Source organism: Mycobacterium sp. E2497, assembly GCF_001668695.1.
Taxonomy (GTDB): domain Bacteria; phylum Actinomycetota; class Actinomycetes; order Mycobacteriales; family Mycobacteriaceae; genus Mycobacterium.
Window position 1 is genome coordinate 40,363 of sequence record NZ_LZKD01000242.1, and the last position, 22,302, is coordinate 62,664.

The following is a 22,302-nucleotide window of genomic DNA, read 5'->3' on the forward strand; positions in this document are numbered from 1 at the left end:
GGTGCCGACCGACAATCACGCTTCAGCAGCAGGCGTATCTGGTAATCAGCAGCCGAAACTGGCCACCGTATGGCCGGGGAACCCCTATCCGCTCGGCGCCTCGTATGACGGGGCGGGGACCAACTTCTCGGTGTTCTCCGAGATCGCCGAGAGGGTCGAGTTGTGCCTGATCGACGACGCCGGGGCGGAGTCGCGCATCCCGCTCGACGAGGTTGACGGCTTTGTCTGGCATGCCTATCTGCCGAACATCACCCCGGGCCAGCGCTACGGCTTCCGGGTGTACGGGCCCTTCGATCCGGCCGCCGGCCACCGCTGCGACCCGAGCAAGCTTCTGCTCGACCCGTACGGCAAGGCGTTCCACGGCGAGTTCACCTTCGGCCAGGCGCTGTTCTCCTACGACATGAAGGCCGTCCACCCCGACGGCGATGACGCCGACCCCGGGACTCCCCCGATGGTCGACTCGCTGGGCCACACCATGACCAGCGTGGTGAGCAACCCCTTCTTCGACTGGGGCTCGGATCGTTCGCCGCTCACCCCCTACCACGAAACGGTGATCTACGAGGCCCACGTGAAGGGCATGACCCAGACCCACCCGGGCATCCCCGCCGAACTTCGCGGCACCTTTGCCGGCATGGCTCACCCGGTGGTCATCGACTACCTCAAGTCGCTGAACGTCACCGCGCTGGAGCTGATGCCGGTGCACCAGTTCATGCACGACTCGCGGCTGCTGGACCTCGGCTTGCGAAACTACTGGGGTTACAACACTTTCGGGTTCTTCGCGCCGCACAATCAATACGCGGCCAACCGCAACGCGAGCGTCGCCGAGTTCAAGTCCATGGTGCGTGCGCTGCACGAAGCCGGCATCGAGGTCATCCTCGACGTGGTATACAACCACACCGCCGAGGGCAATCACCTCGGCCCGACGATCAACTTCCGCGGCATCGACAACGCCGCCTACTACCGGCTCGTCGACGAGGATCTGCGCCTGTACAAGGACTACACGGGCACGGGCAACAGCCTCAACGCCCGCCACCCGCACGTCCTGCAGCTGATCATGGACTCGCTGCGCTATTGGGTGACCGAGATGCACGTCGACGGGTTCCGCTTCGACCTGGCCGCCACGCTCGCGCGGGAGCTGCACGACGTCGACCGATTGAGCGCGTTCTTCGATCTGGTGCAGCAGGATCCGATTGTCAGCCAGGTCAAGTTGATCGCCGAGCCGTGGGACGTCGGCGAGGGTGGCTACCAGGTCGGAAATTTCCCGGGTTTGTGGACGGAGTGGAACGGGAAGTATCGCGATACTGTGCGTGACTACTGGCGGGGCGAGCCCGCAACCTTGGGCGAGTTCGCGTCCCGGCTGACCGGGTCGTCGGACCTGTATGAGGCGACCGGCCGTCGCCCGAGCGCCAGCATCAACTTCGTCACCGCCCACGACGGGTTCACGCTCAACGACCTGGTTTCCTACAACGAAAAGCACAACCTGGCCAACGGCGAAGACAACCGGGACGGCGAAAGCCACAACCGCTCATGGAACTGCGGCGTCGAGGGACCGACCGACGACCCGGAGATCTTGGCGCTGCGCGCCCGCCAGATGCGTAACTTCTGGGCGACCCTGATGCTCAGTCAGGGCACGCCGATGATCGCGCACGGCGACGAGCTGGGCCGCACCCAGAACGGCAACAACAACGTGTACTGCCAGGACTCCGAATTGTCTTGGATGGATTGGTCGTTGGTGGACAAGAATTCGGACCTGCTGGCGTTCGCGCGCAAGGTGAGCAAGTTGCGCAAGAACCACCCGGTGTTCCGCCGCCGCCGGTTCTTCGAGGGTGAGCCGATCCGAAGCGGCGACGACGTGCGCGACATCGCCTGGCTGAATCCGAGCAGCCGCGAGATGACGCACGAGGACTGGGGTGCAAGCATTCACAAGTGTGTGGCGGTGTTCCTCAACGGCGAGGCAATCACCGCACCCAATGCACGCGGCGAACGGGTGGTCGACGACTCATTCCTGTTGTGCTTCAACGCCGGCGAGGAGCCGGTGCAGTTCGTACTGCCGAACAACGAATATGCGCAGGAGTGGACCGTGGAACTGGACACCAACGACCAGGTGGGCGTCAAAGACGATGGCCCCCAGGTGATGAACGCCGAGGAGCAGATCGTGGTGGGTTCACGTTCACTTCTGGTATTACGTAAGACCATGTGACGCATGGCCTTACCCATACTGTCGACCTACCGGCTGCAGCTGCGGGGTGAGGCCAGCGGGTTCGCGTTCACCTTCGCCGACGCGGAAAATCTGCTGGATTACCTGGACGAGCTCGGGGTGTCGCACCTCTACCTGTCCCCGATCATGACCGCGGCCACCGGGTCCAACCACGGCTACGACGTCACCGACCCGACGACGGTCTCCCCCGAGCTCGGCGGCCGCGACGGGCTGGAACGGCTGTCGGCGGCGGCGCGCGAGCGCGGCATCGGCCTGATCGTCGACATCGTGCCCAACCACGTGGGGATCGACCAGCCCCAGCACAACGCGTGGTGGTGGGACGTGCTGACGCACGGCCGGTCCTCGGACTATGCAACGTATTTCGACATCGACTGGGACCTCGACGCGGACGGCCGCATCGTGCTGCCGATCCTGGGTTCCGACGACGACGCCGCCGACTTGCACGTCGACGGTGACCTGCTGCGGCTGGGTGACCTGGCCCTGCCCATGGCGCCCGGCACCGCGGAGGGGACCGGACCCGAGGTGCACGATCGCCAGCACTACCGGCTGGTGGGCTGGCGCAACGGCGTGTGCGGCTACCGGCGTTTCTTCTCGATCACCTCGCTGGCCGGGCTGCGCCAGGAGGACCGCGCGGTGTTCGACGCGACCCACGCCGAGGTCGCCCGCTGGGCGGCCGAGGGACTCGTCGACGGCGTGCGCATCGATCACCCCGACGGGCTGTCCGACCCCTGCGGCTACTTGGCGTGGTTGCGCGAATCGGTTGGCCCGCAAACGTGGATCGTGATCGAAAAGATCCTCGCGGTCGACGAGGCGCTCGAGCCCACCCTGCCCGTCGGCGGCACCACCGGCTACGACGTGCTGCGTGAGGTCGGCGGCGTGTTCGTCGACCCGAGCGGCGCGCCCGCGCTCACCGAGCTCGTCGAGTCGGCGGGCCTGGACTACGGCGCGGCGCCGCAGATGTTGGCCGAACTGAAGATCCACGCGGCCACCGACACGCTGGCCAGCGAACTGCGCCGGCTGTGCCGCGCCGTCGTGGCGGCGGCCGGCGCCGATCACCCACGGCTGCCCGACGCGGTAGCCGCGCTGCTCACCCATATCGGCGTCTACCGCTGCGACTATCCGGGGCTGTCGGCGATCATGCCGACCGCGCTCGCCGAAACCCAGACGCGCGCACCGGAATTGGGGCCCGCCCTGCAGGTGCTCGCCGCGGCGCTGGCCTCCGGCGGCGAGCCGGCCACCCGGCTGCAGCAGCTGTGCGGCGCGGTCACCGCCAAGGCAAGCGAGGACTGCTACTTCTACCGCGATGCCCGGCTGGTGTCGCTCAACGAGGTGGGCGGCGAACCGCACCGGTTCGGCGTCGGCGCGGCGGAGTTCCATCACAGCGCCGCCGCCCGCGCCCGCCTGTGGCCGCAGACGATGACGACGCTGACCACGCACGACACCAAGCGCGGCGAGGACGTGCGAGCCCGCATCGGGGTGCTGTCGCAGGTTCCCTCGCTGTGGACCGAGTTCGTCGCCCGCTGGGAGGTCGACGCGCCCTCACCCGACCGGGCCACCGGACAGTTCCTGTGGCAGAACATCTTCGGCGTGTGGCCGGTCAGCGGCGAGGTCACCGCAGAGCTGCGCCAGCGGCTGCACGCCTACGCCGAGAAGGCCATCCGCGAAGCGGCCTGGCGCACCTCGTGGAATGACCCGGACGCCGAGTTTGAGGACGCCGTGCACCGGTGGCTGGATGAGGTGTTCGACGGCCCGGTGGCGGGCCAACTGACCGAACTGGTCGTCCAGCTCAACCCGCACGCCGCCAGCGACGCACTGGGCCAGAAGCTGCTGGCCCTGACGGTGCCCGGGATACCGGACGTCTACCAGGGCACTGAACTGTGGGACGACAGCCTCGTGGACCCGGACAACCGCAGGCCGGTCGACTACGCGGCCCGGCGCGACGCGTTGAAGGCGTTGGAGCACCCCAAGATTCGGGTGGTCACGACGGCGCTCCGGGTGCGTCGCGCCCACCCGGAAACCTTCCTGCACGGCCACTACGTGCCCGTCCTGGCCGACGGCGACGCCGGCGACCACGTGCTCGCCTTCCGCCGAGGCGACGACATCGTGGTCGCGGTGACCCGCTGGACCGTGCGGCTGGCCGAAACCGGCTGGGGCAACACGGTGCTGCCGCTGCCCGACGGGACCTGGAAGGACGCCCTGACCGGTGCCGTCGCGGACGGCCCGACCTCGGCCGCGCAGCTGTTCGCCGACCTGCCCGTCGTACTGCTGGAGCGTCACCATGACTGAATTCCGCGTCTGGGCACCCAAACCGGAGTCGGTCCGGCTCGACGTCGAGGGCCGGGTGCACCCGATGACGCGCGCCGACGACGGCTGGTGGCACACGAGGGTCGACGCGGCGCCGGATGCCCGCTACGGGTTCGTGCTCGACGACGATCCCACCGTGCTGCCCGACCCGCGCTCACCCCGCCAGCCCGACGGCGTGCACGCGCGCTCGCAGCTGTGGGACCCGGCCGGCGCGGCGTGGACCGACGACGACTGGCAGGGCCGGCCGGTCGAGGGCGCGGTGATCTACGAACTGCACCTGGGCACCTTCACCGAGGCCGGCACCTTCGACTCCGCGATCGAGAAGCTGGACTACCTGGTGGACCTGGGCGTCGACTTCGTCGAGCTGATGCCGGTGAATTCCTTTGCCGGAACGCATGGCTGGGGATACGACGGGGTGCTGTGGTACAGCGTGCACGAACCCTACGGCGGCCCCGACGGCCTCGTCCGGTTCGTCGACGCCTGCCACGCGCGGGGTCTGGGCGTGCTGATCGACGCGGTGTTCAACCACCTCGGCCCGTCGGGCAACTACCTGCCGAAGTTCGGGCCCTACCTGTCGTCGGCCAGCAACCCCTGGGGCGAGGGCATCAACATCGCCGACGCCGACTCCGACGAGGTACGCCGCTACATCATCGGGTGCGCGTTGCGCTGGATGCGCGACTTCCACGCCGACGGGCTGCGGCTGGACGCCGTGCATGCCCTGGTGGACACCACGGCCATCCACATCCTCGAGGAGCTCGCGACCGAAACCGATTGGCTGTCGCAGCAGTTGGGCCGTCCGCTGTCGCTGATCGCCGAGAGCGACCTCAACGACCCGCGGCTGATCACCGCGCGCGACCGTGGGGGGTACGGCCTGACCGCGCAATGGGCGGACGACATCCATCACGCCATCCACACCGCGGTGTCGGGTGAGCGGCAGGGTTACTACGCGGATTTCGGGTCGCTGGCCACGCTGGGACAAACGCTGCGCCACGGATACTTTCACGCGGCCACGTATTCGTCGTTCCGGCGCCGCCGCCACGGCCGGCCGCTGGACACCACGGAAAAGTCGGGCATCCCCGGCACCCGGCTGGTCGCGTACACCTGCACGCATGACCAGGTCGGCAACCGGGCGCTCGGGGACCGGCCGTCACAGAACCTGACCGGCGGCCAGCTGGCGATCAAGGCCGCGCTTGCGCTCGGGACGCCCTTCACCGCAATGCTTTTCATGGGTGAGGAGTATGCGGCGTCGACGCCGTTCCAGTTCTTCAGCTCGCATCCCGAGCCGGAGCTGGCCAAGGCCACCGCCGAAGGGCGCAAGGCCGAGTTCGCCGAACACGGCTGGGATGCCGACGAGATCCCCGACCCGCAGGACCCGCAGACGTTCCGGCGCTCGAAACTCAAGTGGGACGAGGTCGACTCGGGCGAGCACGGCCGCGTGCACCGGCTCTACCGCGAGCTGATCGCCTTGCGGCACAGCGACCCCGACCTGGCCGACCCGTGGCTGGAGCACCTCACGGTCGACTACGACGAGGACCAGCGCTGGATCAGCGTGTCGCGCGGGCGGTTGCGCATCGTGTGCAACCTCGGGCCCGAGGCGGTGAAGGTGCCCGTCGCCGGTGACGTGGTCCTGGCCTGGGGCGATCCCTCGGTCGACGCCGACCACACGGTGCTGGAAGGCCAGTCCTTCGCCATCCTGGCGGTGCGCGCCCAGACGTAAAGGCGCGGCTGTGGATAACGGTGAGCGGCCGCGCCGGGCGACCGTCGATGATTCGCCCATGAATCGATCCGCATTCGGCCGGTGTATCGGCCTGCTGAGGAAGAAGAACACGACGCCGGCTCCGCCGGTCGCGCTCGACGAGACGCCGCCGGAGCGCAGCGTGGTCCTGTTGTGGACGGGCCCCGGTCTGGGAAACGGTCGCACCTAAGGCGTTTAGACGCTGGGGCGGCCCGCGCCGTGCACCGCCGCGGCGATCGCGTCCGCCAGCGGGTCGATCTCGTCGGCCGTCAGGTCCGCGACGGTGACGCGGATCCCCGGCGGGGTGCCGATCCGAAACCGCGTGCCAGGGGCAGCCGCCCAGCCCGCGCCGAGCAACCGGGTGATCGCGACGGTCTCGTCGGGCACGGGGACCCAGACGTTGAGTCCGGAGCGCGCGTGCGCCACGACGTCGCGCTCGGCGAGGGCGGCGGACAGTCGCCGGCGGGTTTCGCCGTACTGGCGCTCGGCCTTCGCGACGAGTCGCGTGGCCGCCTGATCCGACCACAGGCGGACGGCCAGGTCCTGCAGCAGGTGACTCACCCAGCCCGGGCCGAGCCGCAGGCGGCCGTGCACCCGTTCGACGGTGCGGCGGTCGCCCGCGAGCACGGCCACGCGCAGGTCGGGTCCGTAGGCCTTGGACGCGGACCGCACGAACGCCCAGTGCCGGGTCGTGCCGGCCAGCGTGCGCAGCGGGGCGCCGGAGATGCCCGCGCAGTGATCGTCCTCGACGAGCAGCAGATCGTCGGCCCGCTGCGCCAACAGTCGCCGCAGCGCCTCGGCGCGGTCGGCGGATAGTGCCGCCCCCGTGGGGTTTTGGGCGCGATTGGTGATGACGATCCCGCGCACCCCGCGGGCCAGCGCCCGCGCCAGGTCGGCCGGCAGCGGCCCGTCGTCGTCAACCCGGACCGGCTCGGCCGAAAGTCCGAGGGCGGCAAGCAGATCAAGCAGATTGGCCCAGCCCGGGTCCTCGACGGCGACGCGGTCGCCGGGACGCAGATGCGCGGTCAGGACGCGCTCGATGCCGTCGAGGGCGCCGCTGGTCACCGCGAGGTGCTCGGCCGGAACGCCATCGGCGGAAAGCGCCGCCCGGGTGAACTCGGCCAACGCCGCCGACATCGCCGGCTCGCCGTACAGAACCGGGCGGCCCGCAACGGGTCCGGCCAGGGTGGCCCCCGCGAGGGGCAGCAGGGCGGGGTCCGGATTCCCGGTCGACAGGTCGCGCACCCCGGCGGGGACGTCGAGCGCCAGCAGTGACCGCGGCGTGGTCGCCGGACGGTGCCGCACCCGGGTACCTCGCCGGCCCGCGGTCTCGACGGCCCCGCGCTGACGCAGCAGGCGGTAGGCCGCGGCGGCGGTGTTGGCGTTCACGCCGAGGCGGGCGGCCAGCTCACGGACGGGCGGCAGCGCATCCCCAGGCGCCAGGGAACCCGCCGAAATCGCCTCTTCGATGCTGGCGGCTATGGAGTCCGCACCCGTCCCGGTTATGCTGCTTTGTACTGACACGCTACCAATTATGTACTAGTACGAAAGCAAAGGCCATGCAGACCGGATACCAGCCGACGCCGCGAACCACACCCACGCGCTACCGCGAGCGCATGCACTACGACCGCGAGACGGTCCACCAGATCATCGACGCGTCGCTGATCTGCCACCTGGGCTACCTCAGCGCCGGTCGGCCGGTGGTGCTGCCGACGACGCATGCCCGCCTCGGCGAGACGCTCTACCTGCACGGCTCCACCGGCGGCGGCCCCCTGCTCGCGGCCCGCGCCGCGCCGGATGGCCTGCCCGTGTGCGTCACCGTCACCCTGGTCGACGGGCTGGTGCTCGCGCGCTCCGCCATGCACCATTCGGTGAACTTCCGCTCGGTGGTCGTGCTGGGCGACGCGCGCGTGGTCGACGACGAAGCGGAGAAACGGCGGGCTCTCGCCGGCCTGCTCGATCACCTCGCGCCCGGGCGCGCCGCCGACTGCCGGGGCCCGAACCCGCGCGAACTGGCCGCCACCGGCGTTCTCGCGCTCGACCTCGTGGAGGTATCGGCCAAGGTGCGCACCAGAGGGCCGGTGGACGACCCGGAGGATTGCGCGCTGCCACACTGGGCGGGCGTGGTGCCGCTGAGAGTGACGGCCGGGCCGCCGGTGCCGGCCGCGGACCTGGATCCCGCCACGCCGGTGCCGGCATACCTCCCCCGACTGCGCGAGCGTCCGTGTCTGCACGGCGACACGCCGTAAAGCGCGTACGAATGCGGACGCTCGCTGGGCTAGAACAGCAGGTAGCGGTAGGCGGGCGAGCCGGGCTCGAGGCGTTCGACGTGCAGCTCGGTGGCCCGCATCCGCGCCAGTAGGCCGTCCAGATCGGCCGAGGACGCCAGCTGGATCCCCACCAGCGCCTCACCGGTCTCGCGGTTGTTGCGCTTGATGTACTCGAACAAGGTGATGTCGTCGTAGGGTCCCAAGACCTCGTCGAGGAACCGGCGCAGCGCCCCGGGCTCCTGCGGAAAGTCCACCAGGAAGTAGTGCTTGAGACCGAGGTGGACCAGCGAGCGTTCCAGCACCTCCCCGTAGCGCGACACGTCGTTGTTGCCGCCCGAGATGAGGCACACCACCGTCGAGCCGGGCTCGATGTCGGCGTCCAGCAGTCCCGCGACCGACAGCGCGCCAGCGGGCTCGGCGATGATGCCCTCGTTCTGGTAGAGGTCCAGCATCGCGGTGCACACCGCTCCCTCGTCGATCGTGGTGATCGACACCATGTCACCGGCGGCCGCCAGCGCGGCGTAGGTCAGCGTGCCCGCGCGCCGCACCGCGGCACCGTCGACGAACTGGTCGACGTGGTCCAGCGTCACCGGCTTGCCGGCGGCCAGCGCGGCCATCATGGCCGCGGCCCCGGCCGGTTCGACGCCCAGCACCGAGGTGTTCGTCGTCCGCTCGGCCAGGTAGGTGGTGATGCCGGCGATGCAGCCACCGCCGCCCACGGGGACCACCACCAGGTCGGGCTCGTTATCCAGCTGTTCCAGCACCTCGACGGCGATGGTCCCCTGACCGGCGATGGTGCGCAGATCGTCGTACGGCGGCACCAGTGTGGCGCCGGTGCGCTCGACGTCGGCCAGCGCGGCGTCCGCGGCCAGGTCATAGGTCGTTCCGCCCACGATCAGTTCGATGAATTCCCCGCCGTGGTAGCGGATGCGGTCCCGCTTCTGCTGCGGGGTCTTGGCGGGCACATAGACGCGGCCGTGCACGCCGAGCGTCCGGCACGCGTAGGCGAAGCCCTGCGCGTGGTTGCCCGCCGACGAACACACCACGCCCGCGGCCAGCTCCTCATCGGACAGCTGCACCAGCAGGTTGTAGGCCCCGCGCAGCTTGTAGGAGCGCACCACCTGCAGGTCTTCCCGCTTGAGGTAGACGTTCGCACCGGTGATCGCCGACAGCCGATCACTCAATTGCAGCGGGGTCGGCGTGACCACCGCGGCGATCCGCTTGGCCGCGCCCTCGATGTCAGCCGCACACAGCGGCGCGACGCTCGGGCTATGGCTCAATTCGGCGGACACTGATCAATGGTGCCATGCCAGCCGATCAAGTCCGGAATTCAGCCGACCGGGGTCAGCACGAAGACCGGGATCTGGCGGTCCGTCTTCTTCTGGTACTCGGCGTAATCGGGCCAGGCCTCGACGGCGCGCTCCCACCAGACCGCCTTCTCGTCTCCGAACACCTCACGGGCGTCGTACTCACGGGTGACGGCGCCGTCCTGCAGCTCGACCCGTGGGTTCTTGACGACGTTGTGGTACCAAACGGGGTGCTTCGGGGCCCCGCCGAGGGAGGCCACGATCGCGTACTCGCCGCCGTGCTCGACCCGCATCAGGGGCGTCTTGCGCAGCTTGCCCGTCTTGGCGCCGACCGTGGTCAGCACGATGATGGGCTTCCCCTTCATGTCCGTGGCTTCGGTCCCGCCCGACTGCTCGTACTTCTCGGCCTGCTCGCGGGCCCAGTCCCATGGACTCGGCGCGTATTCCCCTGAAAGTGGCATGCCGCCAACTCTATGCGGCGGGCCCCACGGGCGCCGGGCCCGTCAGGTAGCGCGCGAGCACCGGGCGCACCCATTCCGTCAGCGTCGCGTCGTCCATGTCGGCCAGCGCCGGCACGCCCACGACGTAGCGCGCCATCGCGATCCCGAGCACCTGTGGGCCCACTGCGATCCCACTCACCGGGTGCGGTTGACCGAACTGCAGCGCACCGGAGGCTTGTCCTCGTGCGCGAACACGGCGGCCCCACGTGTTGACGCGCCCGGGATGCTGCAGGCGGAGCGGACCGTCCGCGCGCCCGCGGTGCTGGCCACGACGCACGCAGGGTGAGCCTATTGCTGCTTCTCGCCCTGTGACTCGGCGAAGGGGCGCAGGTGGACGCGCGTCTGGTGATCCGCGGCCCCGGCCTCGCCGTCGGAATGCCTGCCCCGCGTGTAGTCGCCTTGCCACGGCACCTTTTCACCCAGCGCGGTGTTGGTCGCGGCCTGTGCCTGGCCCAGCTCGTTGCGCGAACGTAGAAAGAACTCGTGCTTGCGGCGCACTTCCTCGTCGGACTCGATAGGCCTGATCTCCGGGGCGAACTGTTCCAGCTCGGCCCGGCGCTGCGGGACGATCATGCAGATCGGTTCGTCGACCTCGAAGCGCACCGGCATCATCTTGCGGGTGATCTGCCAGCTCATGCTGAAACTCGATGTAGCCCAGTCCGTTTCGACTATCCCCTCCAGTGGGGACACGGCATCCTTCGGGTAGTTCGCCGGACCGCGGACCAACAGGTTGTAGCCCGGCGGGGTGCGGAAGAGCATCGGAAGATGCCAGGTCAGGATGCCGTGACCGAAGTGGCTGAATGGCAGGAGCTGTCCGGGGTCGTGCCGGTCCGGGGCGATGATCACGCCCATGCTCTCGTCCCCGCCCATCCACGTCGCGGTGAAGGCGCACGGGTTGCGCAGTTCCCAGCCGCTCTGGTTGGCGATCAGCATCGGCAGGCACCGGTTCGGCCAACCGTTGCGCATCTGCGACATCCACGGCCGGCTGACCGGGGCCGGTGTGATCGGCGGCGCGTTGTTTCCGATGGTGAACGCGATGAGCGGGCGGGTCTGCCCGCCGGGCTTGTCAGTCATCGACCCTCTCGATTCGCTGGCAGACGTCGTCCGGACCACTACCCAGTGTGCCCGTTGAGCGCAGATTCGATTGTGCAAGTCGGCAGCTCCGACCATGGCAACGGGTCGCTGGGCCGTCCGGGCCGGTCGGCCAGGCGGCGGCGCCACCAGCCGATGTCCCACCACGCTCCGTTCTTGAAGCCGACCCCGTCGAATACGCCGACACAGGCGAAACGCATCGACTCATGCAGAGCGACGCTCGCGGGATTGGGCAGCGCAATGGCAGCGAATGCATTGACATACCCCTGCGCGGCAAGCAGATTGAGCAACGCGGAGTATGTCCGGCGGCCATTTCCCTTCCGGTGAACTGACCCGTCGAAGTATATGGATACGTCGACGGACCAGCGGTAGGCAGCCCGCGCGCCGTGCGGACTTGCGTAGGCGTAGCCCTTGACGGCCTCGCCATCCGTCATGACCAGCCAAGGGAGGCGGGGCAGCGTTGTGGTCAGCCTCGACCGCATCTCCTGCCCGCTGGGCGGCTTCGTCTCGAACGAGATCGCGGTGTCACGCACGTAAGGCGCATAGATGGCGGCGATTGCGTCCGCGTCCTCCGGTGTTGCCATTCGGATCATCAGAAGAGCTTGCACATCAGCCTATCGGCGAACCGGCGGTGGGTGGTGTTCTGCGTCGCGGCGAGCAGCCACCGGCCGGTTGTCCGCTAACCAACCTAGTTGTTGCTAGGTGGTGGCTGCGGCTGGAAGGGGTCGTACCACCACCAGTCGGCGCGCTCACCGGATGGCCCGGGGCACGGCGGGACGGCGGGCGGGGCAAGGTTGGGCGCACGCGCGAGCGATCCCGCGCTGAGCGGTCGACCCGAGCTGTCGGCGACGACGAGATCGTCGGCGGGTCCGGTGATCGTGATGACGCCGCGGTGGTGCAGCCGGTGGTGATAGGGGCAGACCAGCACCAGGTTGTCCAGCTCCGTTGGGCCGCCGTCTTCCCAATGCCGGATGTGGTGTGCGTGCAGACCGCGGGCAGCGCCACAGCCGGGAACTACGCAGGCGGGGTCGCGGTGCTCGAGTGCGCGCCGAAGCCGCCGGTTGATCTGGCGCGTCGCCCGGCCGGCGCCGATGACCTGGCCGTCGCGTTCGAACCAAACCTCACACGTGGCATCACAGGTCAGGTATCGGCGTTCGGCGTCGGTGAGCAGCGGACCCAGATGCAGTGCGGCGGCGTGCTCCTCGACATCGACGTGCACCACCACAGTGGTGTGCTGCCCGTGCGGCCGGCGGGCCGCCTCGGCGTCCCATCCCGCCTCGACCAGGCGCATGAACGCCTCGAGGGTGCCAGGCAATGGCGGCGTGGCATCGGATGCGCAGCCTCGATTACCGCGATCGTGCCTCCACTCGGCGATCAGCGCGTCACGATGAGACGCCAACGCCGCGTCGAACTTCGCCGCATCCAGGTGCGGAAGTCTGATCCGCCAACAACTGAACTCGTCGCTGGAGGTCTTGGTGATCGCTGGTTGCGGTTGCGGCCGGGCATCGGGTTCGGGTCGCGGTTCCAGCTTGACCGCGGTGCGCAGCTGGTTGACCGTAGCGACCCGCGCCAACTCCGCGTAGTGCTCGTCAGATCCATCACCCGCCCACGCCGCGATGACGCCGACTTGATCCAGTGACAGTCGGCCCTCTCGCATGCCTTGGGCGCAGCGCGGGAACGCCTCGAGCCGGCGCGCGATGGTGGTGATCGTGTGGGCGTTTGCCGACGAGCAGCCGAGTTTCCAGGCCACCAACGCCGCGACCGACCGGGCGCCCGTGGCGCCGCAGAGCTCGTCGCGATCGATCTCGGCGATGATCTCGACGATGCGCCCATCAATCGCGTTGCGCTGACCGGTCAACTCCGCCAACTCGTCGAACAACGCATCACGACGCTGGCCAGGGCTGACCGCCGCGGGAGGCAATGCGATCGAGGACATGACCTCATCGTCGCAGGGGGGTACGACAAATCTCGGCTACCCATTCCGCGGTGTGCGACCGTCATCGATCATCAAGCGGGACAGGGCGATCAGGCCTGGGTGCGGGCTCCTGAATGCGCACATTGGCCACCCGGCACCTACCGCGCCCCGGCCAGCGCAGCGATGGTGTTGACCCGCCGCACGGCGGTGGCGATCTCGTCGGCGAACTCGCGGCGTCGCCGCGCGATATCGAGGTCCTCGAAGCCGTCCAGCAGTTCGCGGTGCCGGGCCAGCCGCAGCGCGGTCTTGAACAACTCCATCGACCTGGACTCGGCGCTGGCCATCCTGCGCTGCAGCTCCCACTGCTTGCCGACCTCAAGGCATTCGGTGAGAAACGCGTCTTCGTCGAATGATTCGTCGTCGTAGGCGGCCAACCGGTCGGCGACGATGTGGTAAGCGTCCAGGAACGGCCGCAGCACCAGGTGCGCCAGCAGCAGGTCGGCCTTCTCCAGCAGGCCACGTACGTCGGCCGCGCTGGCCGGCTTGCTGGTGTCCTCCACCCGCCCGATCAAGCGCACCTCATCGGCGAGCTCCTTTTCGAACTGCGCCCGCCCCGAGAACAGGAACTCGAACTTCAGCAACTCGCGCAGGCCCAGCGCCTCGTCACGCACGGTCGCCGGCAAAACCAAGCCGTCGACGGAGTTTTCGGCGTCTTCCGTGGCGGCCAGCAGGGCCGTCTCGGCGATGGCGCGGTCGACCACGATGTGGATGGCGGTGTTGCGGTAGAACGCGGCGACCAGGTGCTGGTCGGCCCCGATCCCCCAGACCGGTTCGGTGCCGGCGTCGTAGACGCTGACCACACCGGAGGCGACGAGCTGGTGCAGCGTCCAGCGGATGGTCGAGCGATTCGTCAGGTCGGCGGCACCGGCCACGCACCAGTTGCGCGCCGCGATGTAGCTGGCCAGCGGCCGCACAGTGGCCAGCACCTCGCTGATGGACAACGAACGGTCGGCACCCAGCAGCGCGAGGCTCACCACCGCGGTGGGCGTGACCGGGGTGGCGCGGTTGATCCGGTGCTCGACGTCCAGCGCGATGCGCTCGATCTCGGTGCCCGTTCCGGTCTCCTCCGCGCGCAGCTCCTCGAGGCGCTTGCGCAGCGGCAGCGGTTCACCGAAGTCCAGGTACGCGCGGCCCAGCCGCTCCCCCTGCTGGCGCGCCAGCCGGACCAGGAAACGGAAGTCCTCGGGCCGCTTCGTCGCACCGTAGGCCTCGGTGGTCATCGCCTCGACCTCGTGCAGCTGGTCGTAGACGATCGACGTGGGCACCAAATACACTTCTGGGCCGTCGATTTCGTCGACGGCGTCGCTGATGTAGCGCAGTATCCCGTACACCGGCGGACGCAGCTTGCCGGTCCGGGTGCGGCCCCCCTCGATCGACCAGGTGAGGTTGGCGTGGTTCTGCACCAGCTGCGCGGCGTAGGCGCGCAACACGTACCGGTAGACGGGGATGTCCTTGGTCTGACGCCGGATGAAGATCGTGCCGGTGCGCTTGGCCCACGCCCCCATCGGGAAGAAGTTCAGATTGGCTCCGCCGAAGGTGAGCGCCGGCGAAAGCCGGTTGGCCTGAATCACCTCCGGCAACAGCAGGCCGTCCAGATAGGAGCGATGCGAAAAGGCAAACGCCAGTGTCGCTTTGCGGTCCAGCTTGCGCAGCTGCGCTATCTGATCCTCGTCGACCAGCACGTCGTAGGCCCGCATCAGCCAGCAACTGAAGCTGCGCCAGGCCTTCACGGCCCGCTCGTCCAGCGAGGGGGCCATCTCCCTCAGGTAGCACGCGGCCTCGGCCCGCACGCCCGGCAAGTCCCGCCCGAGCTCATCGGCCAGTCCGCTCAGCCGCTCGTCGTACCAGGGCGCGGCGAGCAGCTGGACAACCTCCGCCGGGTCGGTGGTCAGCGGTGTCGTCGATTCCTCGACGATGCCCGTGCGCTGCAGCAGCTTTCGCACCCCCACCTTGCCGAACTCACGGGCCGTCGCCCCCGGTCCCCGGCTCATGCCGGTTGCACCGTCGCGGTCGCCGAAGGCTCGTGCACGTCCGGGTGCAACTCGGGTGCGTAGAGCTCCTCGATCTCGCTCGCGTACTTCGTCATGATCGGCTTGCGCTTGAGTTTCATGGTCAACGTGATCTCGTCTCCGCCCGGCTCCCAGAGCGACGGCAACACCCGGAAGCGCTTGATCTGTTCCACCCGTGACAGTTTCGCGTTGCCTTCGGCCACACCCGCGGCGACCCGGGCGATGACCTCCGGATGCGCCGCCAGGGCGGCCGGCGAGGTGTCGGCCAGTCCCAGCTGGGCCGCGTAGGGACCGACCGATTCGGCGTCGAAGACCATCAGCGCGGCGTTGTACGGGCGCCCGTCACCGATCGTGATCATCACGCCGACCATCGGACACGCGGCCAGCACGGTGTTCTCAATGTTGGCCGGCGACATGTTCTTTCCGGCGGCATTGATGATCAATTCCTTCTTGCGATCGATGATCCTCAGGTAGCCCTCGTCGTCGACGTCGATGATGTCGCCGGTGTGCAGCCAGCCGTCGGCGTCGATGGCCTCCGCGGTCTTGGCGGGTTCCTTGCGGTAGCCCTTCATCACCAGCGGCCCGCGGACCAGGAATTCGCCGTCCTCGGCAACCTTGCCCTCCATCCCAGGGAGCAGCTTGCCGACGGTGCCCAGGCGCGCGTCCCGCGGGTGGCTCACCGAGGCGACGCAGCTCAATTCCGACATCCCCCAGACTTCGGCGATCGGAATGCCGATACCGAGGAAGAACGCCAGCGTCTCCCTGGGGATCGGGGCGGCGCCCGACACCGCCCACCGCAGTTCGCCGAAGCCGAGCCGCTCGCGCAACTTCGACAGGACCAGCTCGTCGGCCTGGGCCCATTCGGCGGCCAGCTCGTCCGGCATCGGCTCGACGGCCAGCAGGGCGGCGGCGCGCTTGCCGGCCACCGACATCGCCCACTGCAGGGCCTGGCGCTTGACCTCGTCCGTTTCGTTGGCGACGGCGAATTCGACTCCGGCCTTGAGCTTTTCCCACACGCGCGGGACGCCACCCCATACCGTCGGCCGGACGTCGGGCAGCGCGGCGGCGATGGCGCGGACATCGGAGACGACCGTGACCTGGGCGCCGAACACTTCCAGCCCGTACAGCCCCATCACCCGGTCGGCGATGTGTGCCGTCGGCAGGTAGGACGTGACCCGGTCACCGTATTGGGAGGGCAGGACGCTGTCGAGGGCGAACGCCTCGAACAGCAGATGGTCGTGGGTCATCTCCACGCCCTTGGGATTTCCGGTGGTGCCCGAGGTGTAGATGAGCGTGACGACATCGTCCGGCTGCACGGTCCGCCAGGTCGCCTCGAAGTCGAAATCCGGCGGCGCGGCGGCACACACGTCGTCGACCGACTTGGTGCCGGGCGGCGAACCGTCGACGCAGACGATGTGCTCGACGGGCGCGCCGCTGGCGCGGATGCGGTCGACGTACTGCTCCTCGCAGATCGCGACCTTGGTGCCGGCGTTGTCGAACAGGTAGGTCAACTGCTCTGCGGGCAGCGTGTTGTACACCGAAAACGAAGTGGCGCCGAGGTGTTGGGCGGCGATCTCGAACGGATAGAACTCGATCCGGTTGGCCATCATCAGCGACACCGTGTCGCCCCGGCCGACCCCCAGGCCGGCCAGTCCCGCGGTGACCTTCCGCACCTGCGCCGCAAGCTCGCTCCACGTCATGGTCTGCGTGTTGCCGGGAGTCCGAAGCGCGACGGCATCCGGCTCGATCGACGCGGTGCGCTGGAAGGCCTCGCACAAGGTGACCGGGCGCTCGGCAGTCGTCATGTGTGTGAGCGTACGTGCGTCGGTTGTGGCGCGGAACACATCACGCGGTATCGGGGCGCCAGAGCTGCACCGTGCTCGAGATGCCGGCGGGCAGTTCCAGCAGTTCGATGGGGGTGCCGTCGGGGTCGTAGATGAAGAACATGCGCACGCCGCCGATATCGACGGGCGGTTCGGCCCGGACGTCGGGGTGCTCGCGCCGGACGGCGTCGAAGGTGGCGCCGAGGTCGTCGACCCGGAACGAGACGTTGGTGTAGCCCAGGTGCGGCCCGCTCGGACATTCGGGCACCTCACCCAAGGACAGCAGTTCGACCATGGCGGCACCGATCAGCCCGCCCACCATGCGACCCTGCTGCGCCGCGCCGCCGGTCACCGAATCCAGGCCGGCTCCGCCGAGTTCGACGTCGAAGACGACGTCCATGCCCAGCACCGCGGTGTAGAAGGCCAGGGAGGCCTCGATGTCGGAGACGCCGATGCACACGTGGGAGAAGTTCTGCACGGCGATGGTGGGCGGCCGGGTCATGGAGGCTCCTTCGCTCAGGCGGGCACGGCGGTGTGAATGCCGCACGTGCACGCGTCAATCGACGGACACGTGCAGCGCATACCCCACTCGATGACGGCGCGCGCCCGGGCCAGCGATTCCATCTGCGCGTCGATCTCGGCGAGCTTGGCCTCGGCCAGGGCGCGGCTGGCCGGACGACCCGGCGCGTCGTCGGCGAACAGCAGCTGGATCTCCTCCAGCGCGAAGCCGGCGGACTTGCAGAGCCGGATCACCTCGAGCCGGGCCAGCACCGAGTCGTCGTAGCGCCGCTGACCGCCCAACCGTCCGGGCGCCGGCACCAGCCCGATCTGTTCGTAGTACCGCAACGTGGTCGCCGCGACCCCGGCCCGGCGCGCCACCTCGCCGATCGTCAGCATCGGGCCTCCTTCGGCGCTTGACTTAGAGCCAACTCTAAGTCGTTGACTGGGGCGATGCACACACATTCACTCGACGGGCTGGGCGCGGCGCGCTATGCGCTGCTTCGATCGTTCCGCCGCGACGGTACCCCGGTCGACACCCCGATCTGGTTCGGGCGCGACGGCGACGCGCTGGTGTTCCGCACCAAGGTGGGGCCGAAGACGAGGCGGCTGACCGCGCACCCGGGCGTCGAGCTCACCGCGTGCGACTACCGCGGCCGGGTTCGGCCGGGCGCTCCGGCGGTGGAGGGCCGCGCCACGCTCCTCTCCGGCGCCGAGGCCGAGCGGGCCAACCGCGTGTTGCGCGCCCGGTATGGCTGGCAGTGGAACATCGTGCCGCTGATCAAGGTCCCCGGTGTCACCAACGTCCACCAGGACCTGTGCGTGCGCGAGAAGCTGGCCCGCGCCCGCGACCGCGGCGTTTGGCCCGACAGCGTCATCGTCCGGGTGGACCTGCCATGACTCAGCCCGCCGCGAGTGTGCGGCTAGCTTCACGTTCGGTCGCGAGTGTGCGGCTAGCTTCACACTCGCGGAGGTGACCGGCCAGCCCGAAGCGGCTAACTGCCCAGGCACCCCGGGCCGAGCAACTCCTTGAGATCACCCATGAGCGCCGGCGAGGGCGTCACCCGCAGCGAGGCGTCCAGCTCCAGGGTGGTGATGCGGTCCCCGCTGATCAGCCGCAGATGCACCTGCGCGGTGCCGGGGTGACGCGCCAGCACCTGCTTGAGCGCGCTGACCTTGTCGACGGTGCATTGCCGGGTGGGCAGGCTGACCGCGATCGGCCGGTTCGGCTGGGCGTTGGAAAAGTCCGGCACCACAAGGTCGTTGGCGATCAGGCTGATCCGGTCGTCGCGGATGGCGACCTTGGCGTTGATCAGCACCACCGCGTCGTCGGCGATGTCGGCGCCATAGGTGGAATAGGCGTGCGGGAAGAACATCACCTCGATGCCACCGGTGAGGTCTTCCAGTTGCGCTGAGGCCCAGGGCATCCCGTTCTTGTTGACCCGCCGGTTGACCGACGCCAGAATGCCGCCCACCCGAACCTGGGTGTCGTTGGGGACGTCGCCGTCCAGAATGGCCGGGATCTGGGTGTCCACCTGCGCCGCCAGCAGGTGGGCCACGCCGTTGAGCGGATGCCCCGACACGTACAGGCCCAGCATCTCCCGCTCCAGGGCCAGCTTGTGCTTGTCCTCCCACTCGTCCTCGGGCACCTTGATGGTGAACACCGACTCGGTGCACCCGTCGTCGCCGCCGAACAGGTCGAATTGGCCCATCGCCTCAGCCTTTTTGGTACCCAGCACCGAATCGACGGCGTCGGTGTGCACCAGGAAGAGGCCCTTGCGGGCATGGCTCAGCGAGTCGAACGCGCCCGCCTTGATCAGCGACTCCGTCACCTTCTTGTTGCAGGCCGAGACATCGATCTTGTTCAGGTAGTCCGAGAAATCGGTGAACTTCCCCTTCTCGTTGCGGGTCTTGATCAGCGAGCCCACCACGTTGGCGCCGACGTTGCGCACCGCGCCCAGCCCGAACCGGATGTCCTGGCCGACCGACGCGAAGTTCACCAGGGACTCGTTGACGTCCGGCGGCAGCACGGTGATGCCCAGCTTGCGGCAGTCCGCCAGGTAGACCGCGGCCTTGTCCTTGTCGTCGCCCACCGAGGTCAACAGGCCGGCCATGTATTCGGCCGGATAGTTGGCCTTGAGATAGGCGGTCCAGTACGACACCAGGCCGTAACCGGCCGCGTGCGACTTGTTGAACGCATACCCGGCGAACGGAAGAATGGTGTCCCACAACGCCTTCACGGCTTTCTCCGAGAACCCGTTGGCGGTCATGCCCTCGTAGAAGCCTTTGTACTCGGCCTCGAGGACCTCGAGCTTCTTCTTACCCATCGCCTTGCGCAGCGCGTCGGCCTTGCCCATCGTGTAGGAGGCGACCTTCTGGGCGATGAACATGATCTGCTCTTGATAGACGATCAGACCGTAAGTCTCCGAGAGGATCTCGCGCAGCGGCTCCTCGAGCTCCGGGTGGATCGGCTTGATGGCCTGCCGGGCGTTCTTGCGGTCGGCGTAGTCGTTGTGGGCGTTCATGCCCATCGGGCCCGGGCGGTACAGCGCGAGCACGGCGACGATGTCGTTGAACTCGGTCGGCTGCATGCGGCGCAGCAGGTCGCGCATCGGCCCGCCGTCGAGCTGGAACACGCCCAGGGTGTCGCCGCGGCCCAGCAGCTCGTAGGTGGGCTTGTCGTCGAGCGGCACCGACTCCAGGTCGAGGTCAATCCCCCTGTTCGCCTTGATGTTTTCCAGCGCGTCGCCGATGATCGTCAGGTTGCGCAGACCCAGGAAGTCCATCTTCAGCAGGCCGATGGCCTCGCACGACGGGTAGTCCCAGCCGGTGATGATGGCCCCGTCCTGCGGCCGCTTCCACAGCGGGATGGCCTCGGTGAGCGGCTCGCTGCTCATGATCACCGCGCAGGCGTGCACACCGGCGTTGCGGATCAGACCCTCCAGGCCGCGCGCGGTCTGGTAGATGGTGCGGACGTCCGGATCGGTCTCGATCAGGCCGCGGACCTCGGCGGCTTCCTTGTACCGCTCGTGCGCCGGGTCGGTGATGCCCGAGAGCGGGATGTCCTTGGCCATGATCGGCGGCGGCAACGCCTTGGTGATCCGGTCGGCGATGGCGAAGCCGGGCTGACCGTAATGGATGCGCGCCGAATCCTTCAGCGCCGCTTTCGTTTTGATGGTGCCGAAGGTGATGACCTGGGCGACGCGGTCCTGGCCCCACTTGTCAGCGGCGTAGCGCACCATCTCACCGCGACGACGGTCGTCGAAGTCGATGTCGATGTCGGGCGCCGACGGGCGCTCGGGGTTGAGGAACCGCTCGAACAGCAGCCCGTGCGGGATCGGGTCGATGTTGGTGATCCCCAGCGCGTAGGCCACCAGCGAGCCCGCCGCCGAACCGCGGCCGGGCCCCACCCGGATGTCGACCGACCGGGCGTAATTGATCAGGTCGGCGACGATCAGGAAGTACGACGGGAAGCCCTTGTCGCAGATGACCTTGATCTCGTACTCGGCCCGGTCGATGTAGTCCTGGCCGACGCCCGCGGGGAATCGCCGCCGCAGCCCGGCCATCACCTCGTGGTGCAGCCAGGTCGCCTGGTCGTGTCCCTCGGGCACCGGGAAGACCGGCATCCGGTCCCGCGGCGCCCACACGTCGTCGTACGGCTGCACCCGTTCGGCGATCAGCAGCGTCGAGTCACAGGCGCCGGGCACCTCGGCGTCCCAGATCTGGCGCATCTCGGCGGCGGACTTGAGGTAGTAGCCGTCGCCGTCGAACTTGAACCGGTTCGGGTCCGACAGCGTCTTACCGGTCTGCACGCACAACAGCGCCTCGTGGTTGTGGGCGGCGTCGCGGGTGACGTAGTGGCAGTCGTTGGTGGCCAACGGCGGGATGCCGAGCTTGCGTCCGATCTCGAGCAAGCCCTCGCGGACGCGCTGCTCGATGGACAGCCCGTGGTCCATCAGCTCGAGGAAGTAGTTGTCGGCGCCGAAGATCTCGCGCCACTTGGCGGCCGATTCCAGCGCCTCACGGTCGTGCCCCAGCCGCAGCCGGGTCTGCACCTCACCCGACGGGCAGCCCGTGGTGGCGATGATGCCCTGGGCGTGCTCGGCGATGAGCTCGGCGTCCATCCGCGACCACTTGCCGAGCTGGCCCTCGAAGGAGGCCAACGACGAGAGCTTGAACAGGTTGCGCAGTCCGGTGGCGTTCTCGGCGACCATCGTCAGGTGCGTGTAGGAACCACTACCCGAGACGTCGTCGGACTTCTGGCCCGGGTCACCCCACTGGATGCGGCGGGTGTCGAAGCGCGAGCCGGGCGCGATGTACGCCTCGACCCCGATGATCGGCTTGATCCCGGCCTTGGCCGCCGCGTTGTAGAACTCGCTGGCGCCGAACATGTTTCCGTGGTCGGTCATCCCGACCGCGGGCATCCCCAGCCGCTCCACCTCGGCCAGCATCGGCGTGATCTTCGCTGCCCCGTCCAGCATCGAGTACTCGGTGTGGTTGTGCAGGTGCACGAAGGAGGAGTGGTTCATAGGGACGCCAGTCTATGACCGCGGACCGACACGAGTTCGGCG

General features: G+C 68.6%; 18 protein-coding genes. 6 read left to right on the plus strand and 12 right to left on the minus strand.

The features are described from left to right. Position 1 precedes the first annotated feature (1 nt). From glgX to A5713_RS28495, 4 genes are read left to right on the plus strand one after another with little or no spacing between them, the layout of a single operon-like run. Positions 2-2,200, plus strand: coding sequence for a glycogen debranching protein GlgX (gene glgX, locus A5713_RS23020; protein ID WP_068098527.1), 2,199 nt, complete (start codon positions 2-4; stop codon positions 2,198-2,200). 3 nt (positions 2,201-2,203) lie between these two features. Further along, a complete protein-coding gene (gene treY / locus A5713_RS23025) occupies positions 2,204-4,504 on the plus strand; it encodes a malto-oligosyltrehalose synthase (protein ID WP_068098493.1) in 2,301 nt (766 codons plus the stop codon). After that, positions 4,497-6,239, plus strand: a complete 1,743-nt coding sequence (treZ, locus tag A5713_RS23030) for a malto-oligosyltrehalose trehalohydrolase (RefSeq protein WP_068098494.1) — start codon at positions 4,497-4,499, stop codon at positions 6,237-6,239. Before treY ends, treZ begins: the two co-directional genes overlap by 8 nt. Before the next feature lie 58 nt (positions 6,240-6,297). Continuing rightward, a complete protein-coding gene (locus A5713_RS28495; protein ID WP_156751998.1) occupies positions 6,298-6,447 on the plus strand; it encodes a hypothetical protein in 150 nt (49 codons plus the stop codon). 5 nt (positions 6,448-6,452) lie between these two features. On the opposite strand, the gene A5713_RS23035 is transcribed toward A5713_RS28495, so the two are convergent. Beyond that, on the minus strand, positions 6,453-7,781 hold the full coding sequence (locus A5713_RS23035) for an aminotransferase class I/II-fold pyridoxal phosphate-dependent enzyme (protein WP_068098495.1): 1,329 nt from the start codon (positions 7,779-7,781) through the stop codon (positions 6,453-6,455). 35 nt (positions 7,782-7,816) lie between these two features. Here A5713_RS23035 and A5713_RS23040 point away from each other — a divergent pair, with 35 nt between their 5' ends. Beyond that, positions 7,817-8,506 carry a pyridoxamine 5'-phosphate oxidase family protein gene (locus tag A5713_RS23040; protein ID WP_068098496.1) on the plus strand — a complete coding sequence of 230 codons (690 nt, stop codon included), beginning with the start codon at positions 7,817-7,819 and terminating at the stop codon, positions 8,504-8,506. A gap of 29 nt (positions 8,507-8,535) precedes the next feature. Here the strand turns inward: A5713_RS23040 and ilvA are convergent, their stop codons facing one another. From ilvA to A5713_RS23085, 10 genes are all read right to left on the minus strand, one after another. After that, complete coding sequence (gene ilvA / locus A5713_RS23045) at positions 8,536-9,819, minus strand: threonine ammonia-lyase (RefSeq protein ID WP_068098497.1); 1,284 nt, start codon at positions 9,817-9,819, stop codon at positions 8,536-8,538. Between the two features lie 38 nt (positions 9,820-9,857). After that, positions 9,858-10,295, minus strand: a complete 438-nt coding sequence (locus tag A5713_RS23050) for a nitroreductase family deazaflavin-dependent oxidoreductase (protein WP_068098498.1) — start codon at positions 10,293-10,295, stop codon at positions 9,858-9,860. Positions 10,296-10,305: 10 nt separating this feature from the next. Then, positions 10,306-10,473 (minus strand): hypothetical protein, encoded by a 168-nt coding sequence (locus A5713_RS28500; protein ID WP_231980629.1) that lies wholly within the window; start codon positions 10,471-10,473, stop codon positions 10,306-10,308. Between the two features lie 149 nt (positions 10,474-10,622). After that, complete coding sequence (locus tag A5713_RS23055) at positions 10,623-11,408, minus strand: DUF6065 family protein (RefSeq protein WP_068098499.1); 786 nt, start codon at positions 11,406-11,408, stop codon at positions 10,623-10,625. 38 nt (positions 11,409-11,446) lie between these two features. Further along, on the minus strand, positions 11,447-12,010 hold the full coding sequence (locus A5713_RS23060) for an arsinothricin resistance N-acetyltransferase ArsN1 family B (RefSeq protein ID WP_068098528.1): 564 nt from the start codon (positions 12,008-12,010) through the stop codon (positions 11,447-11,449). A 104-nt stretch (positions 12,011-12,114) separates the two neighbouring features. Further along, positions 12,115-13,362, minus strand: a complete 1,248-nt coding sequence (locus tag A5713_RS23065; RefSeq protein WP_068098500.1) for an HNH endonuclease signature motif containing protein — start codon at positions 13,360-13,362, stop codon at positions 12,115-12,117. A gap of 137 nt (positions 13,363-13,499) precedes the next feature. Continuing rightward, entirely contained in the window at positions 13,500-15,392 is a 1,893-nt protein-coding gene (locus A5713_RS23070; RefSeq protein WP_068098501.1) for a lysophospholipid acyltransferase, read from the minus strand. Then, positions 15,389-17,215: a fatty acid--CoA ligase FadD11 gene (gene fadD11 / locus A5713_RS23075; RefSeq protein ID WP_068098502.1), complete on the minus strand. Its 1,827-nt coding sequence runs from the start codon at positions 17,213-17,215 to the stop codon at positions 15,389-15,391. The genes A5713_RS23070 and fadD11 overlap by 4 nt, the downstream gene beginning before the upstream one ends. A 40-nt stretch (positions 17,216-17,255) precedes the next feature. Then, entirely contained in the window at positions 17,256-17,735 is a 480-nt protein-coding gene (locus A5713_RS23080; protein WP_068098503.1) for a VOC family protein, read from the minus strand. 14 nt (positions 17,736-17,749) lie between these two features. Beyond that, positions 17,750-18,130, minus strand: coding sequence for a helix-turn-helix domain-containing protein (locus A5713_RS23085; protein WP_068098504.1), 381 nt, complete (start codon positions 18,128-18,130; stop codon positions 17,750-17,752). A 54-nt stretch (positions 18,131-18,184) separates the two neighbouring features. Here A5713_RS23085 and A5713_RS23090 point away from each other — a divergent pair, with 54 nt between their 5' ends. Further along, complete coding sequence (locus A5713_RS23090) at positions 18,185-18,631, plus strand: PPOX class F420-dependent oxidoreductase (RefSeq protein WP_068098505.1); 447 nt, start codon at positions 18,185-18,187, stop codon at positions 18,629-18,631. A 95-nt stretch (positions 18,632-18,726) separates the two neighbouring features. Here A5713_RS23090 and dnaE read toward each other — a convergent pair whose 3' ends face one another. Continuing rightward, positions 18,727-22,260: a DNA polymerase III subunit alpha gene (dnaE, locus tag A5713_RS23095; RefSeq protein ID WP_068098506.1), complete on the minus strand. Its 3,534-nt coding sequence runs from the start codon at positions 22,258-22,260 to the stop codon at positions 18,727-18,729. Positions 22,261-22,302: the final 42 nt, after the last annotated feature.

Coding starts and splice junctions, on each gene's coding strand:
- treY (WP_068098493.1), top strand. CDS start 2,204: ATGGCCTTACCCATACTGTCGACCTACCGGCTGCAGCTGCGGGGTGAG.
- treZ (WP_068098494.1), top strand. CDS start 4,497: ATGACTGAATTCCGCGTCTGGGCACCCAAACCGGAGTCGGTCCGGCTC.
- A5713_RS28495 (WP_156751998.1), top strand. CDS start 6,298: ATGAATCGATCCGCATTCGGCCGGTGTATCGGCCTGCTGAGGAAGAAG.
- A5713_RS23040 (WP_068098496.1), top strand. CDS start 7,817: ATGCAGACCGGATACCAGCCGACGCCGCGAACCACACCCACGCGCTAC.
- A5713_RS23050 (WP_068098498.1), bottom strand. CDS start 10,295: ATGCCACTTTCAGGGGAATACGCGCCGAGTCCATGGGACTGGGCCCGC.
- A5713_RS23055 (WP_068098499.1), bottom strand. CDS start 11,408: ATGACTGACAAGCCCGGCGGGCAGACCCGCCCGCTCATCGCGTTCACC.
- A5713_RS23060 (WP_068098528.1), bottom strand. CDS start 12,010: ATGGCAACACCGGAGGACGCGGACGCAATCGCCGCCATCTATGCGCCT.
- A5713_RS23065 (WP_068098500.1), bottom strand. CDS start 13,362: ATGTCCTCGATCGCATTGCCTCCCGCGGCGGTCAGCCCTGGCCAGCGT.
- A5713_RS23070 (WP_068098501.1), bottom strand. CDS start 15,392: ATGAGCCGGGGACCGGGGGCGACGGCCCGTGAGTTCGGCAAGGTGGGG.
- fadD11 (WP_068098502.1), bottom strand. CDS start 17,215: ATGACGACTGCCGAGCGCCCGGTCACCTTGTGCGAGGCCTTCCAGCGC.
- A5713_RS23080 (WP_068098503.1), bottom strand. CDS start 17,735: ATGACCCGGCCGCCCACCATCGCCGTGCAGAACTTCTCCCACGTGTGC.
- A5713_RS23085 (WP_068098504.1), bottom strand. CDS start 18,130: ATGCTGACGATCGGCGAGGTGGCGCGCCGGGCCGGGGTCGCGGCGACC.
- A5713_RS23090 (WP_068098505.1), top strand. CDS start 18,185: ATGCACACACATTCACTCGACGGGCTGGGCGCGGCGCGCTATGCGCTG.
- dnaE (WP_068098506.1), bottom strand. CDS start 22,260: ATGAACCACTCCTCCTTCGTGCACCTGCACAACCACACCGAGTACTCG.